The 2,304-nt window shown below is 71.8% G+C and carries 1 protein-coding gene and 1 pseudogene; both read right to left on the bottom strand.

Annotation, left to right across the window (positions count from 1 at the left end; translation table 11 throughout):
• Positions 1-38 precede the first annotated feature (38 nt).
• Positions 39-1,808, bottom strand: a pseudogene (locus ACFWN1_RS32955) (relaxase/mobilization nuclease domain-containing protein).
• Positions 1,808-2,304 (bottom strand): plasmid mobilization protein (locus ACFWN1_RS32960; RefSeq protein ID WP_384370340.1); only part of this gene is annotated, 497 nt, incomplete at its 5' end. The gene ACFWN1_RS32960 and the pseudogene ACFWN1_RS32955, both read right to left, overlap by 1 nt.

The following is a 2,304-nucleotide window of genomic DNA, read 5'->3' on the forward strand; positions in this document are numbered from 1 at the left end:
GTCCGGCAGGCCGGGTGGCGGGCCTGCCGGACTGCTGGTCAGCGGCGCGGCGGGCGGCTGCGCGGGTCCGGGGCGGCGGGCTGAGTCGCTGCCGGAGGTCCGGTCCGAACGCCGGTCCGGTTAGCCGCAGACTTGGCGCGGCTGGTGCCGGCCTGCGGGCGCCGAGCGGCTTCGTCCGGGTGGGCGGGGAGCTGGGCGAGGCGTCGCAGTCGCCAGACCAGGACGTCGTTCACGTCCTCGGCCGTGTCGAGTTCGCGCATGGCGATGGCCTCCTGCAGGAGGGCCTTCGGGTCGTGGCCTGCCTGCTCGGCCTGCGCCAGGGTGGCGGCTAGGGCGTCGATCTTCGTGTTCGTGTCGGCTCGGGTGCTGTTCTCGGGTAGGGCGGCACAGATGGTGGTCTCGTAGGTGCGGCGCTGGGCTTCGGGCAGGGCTCGACCTTGTTCGCGCAGGGCCTGCATGGGTGCGTCGGCGGCCTGGCCGTAGGCGGCGCGCAGGTGCTCGGCGGTCCGACGGGAGGCTTCGGCCTGTTGGGCGTGACCGTGTGCGGAGTGCCAGCGAGCTGCGGCCAACGCCACCAGGACCAGGGTGGAGACGAGCATGGCGGTGGTGCCGCCGTCCTCGCCTCGGCCGAGCGCGCCGCCGGCCTGGATGATGCCCCGGGCCGCCGAGCGGATCGCCCGGATGTCGGCGCGTTCGGCCCGGACGTGGCTGCGTGTGGCGCGTTCGAAGGAGCGAGCGGCGGCACCAAGCTCGGCGCGGGTGACGGCCGGAGAGGTCTGGGCAATCGCGTCCAGGAGTTCGCCGACTCCGACGAGTTGGGCTGCGGCATCGTCGTCGTCGCTGTCCAGGAGAGTCGCGGCACGTTCGGCGATCCCGGTCGCGGTGCGTCGCCCCCGTGCAGGCCGCGACCAGTCCGATCGGCCGCTGTCGGCTTCCGGCGTTGCAACCGCGTCGGCGGTTCCGTGGGCAAGGCGGCGCTGAATCTTCGGATAAGAAAGGTCGGGGGCCAGGGTCGAGCCCGCGAACCAGACCGGTTCGCGATCGCGGTTGCGGTCGCCGGGCAGTGCGACGGTGTAGCCGAGGACGTCCCCGGAGGGGGTGTGCCGGAGCTTGACGCGCAGGCCCGCCTCTCGAAGGCGGGTGAAGAACTCGGCTTCGCTGGCAGCTCCGGCGACGGCCTGGCGGACGGCTTCGCGCAGTGTCTCGCGCGGTGTCTCGGGCCGGCCGGTGCGCTCGGCTTTGAAGCGCTCGGCGCTGGTGGGCGTCTTGGCTCCGGTACCGTCGCCAGGCTTGAGCTGGCGCAGGCCCATCTCCTGTTCGATTCGGCGGCACTCGGCCTGGGCCTTCTTGAAGTCGTAGTTCATCCTCGGTCGGCGCAGGTCGCCTCAGACCATGGTGGCCAGGATGTGGATGTGGTCGTCTGCGTGGCGCACCGCTACCCAACGGCAGCCGTCCGGGTCGCCGTCGGGGGCGAGGTTGACGGCTTGGACCAGGCGGCGGGCGACGGTGTTCCACTCGATGTCGGTCAGCGTCCGGTCGCCGGGGTCGGTGCGTACCGAGCAGTGCCAGACGTGCTCGGCCGGTGCCTTGGTGCCGGCCTGCTTGACCCGCAGGTCCAAGGCTGCGGCGAGCCGGGCCAGCGCAACCTTCGGGTCGGGATCCGGGCTGGTGTCGCGGCCAGGGTCGGGGGCGAAGCTGTCCCAACTGCCGACGAGGTGGGGGTCGGTGTGCTCGTCGCGTTTTCCCGGGCTGTACAGGTAGACGAGCAAGCCGTGGGTACGCGAGCCGCGTCGGATCTTGGGGACCATCACAGGCGCTTCTTCACCAGAGTGTCAGCCGCGTCGTCTACGCGGGCCAGGACGCGGGTCAAGGTCGTGAGGGCGTGGTCGAGTTCGCCGGGGCGGGGCTGTCCTCCGGCGTTGTAGACGAAGGCGATCTGGTTGATGTTGTTGCCGACACGGGAGATGGCAGTGCGCAGGGCGGCCAGCTCGTCGATGGCGGCGTCGAGCTGTTCGTTGGTGTGCATGGTGGTCGAACCGCGGGCGACGGCGAGGCCTGCAGCAGCGAGGAAACGGGCGACGGTGACGGCGCGCTGCTTGGCGGCGGCGGTGATCTCGGTCTTCTCGGTGTCGGACAGGCGCGTGGTCGTCTTGTGGGTGCGCTGGATCGGGTTGCGGGTGCGTCGGCGCGGCTTGCGGTCGGGGAACGCAGGTTGGCTCGGGCTCTGCTGCTCGCGCGGGGCGTGGTCGTCTGCTTCTCCCCCTGCGACCGGCGCCCCCTGGTGCCGGGAGTCAGGCTGGTCCC

This window comes from Streptomyces sp. NPDC058459 (assembly GCF_042721685.1).
Lineage (GTDB): Bacteria > Actinomycetota > Actinomycetes > Streptomycetales > Streptomycetaceae > Streptomyces.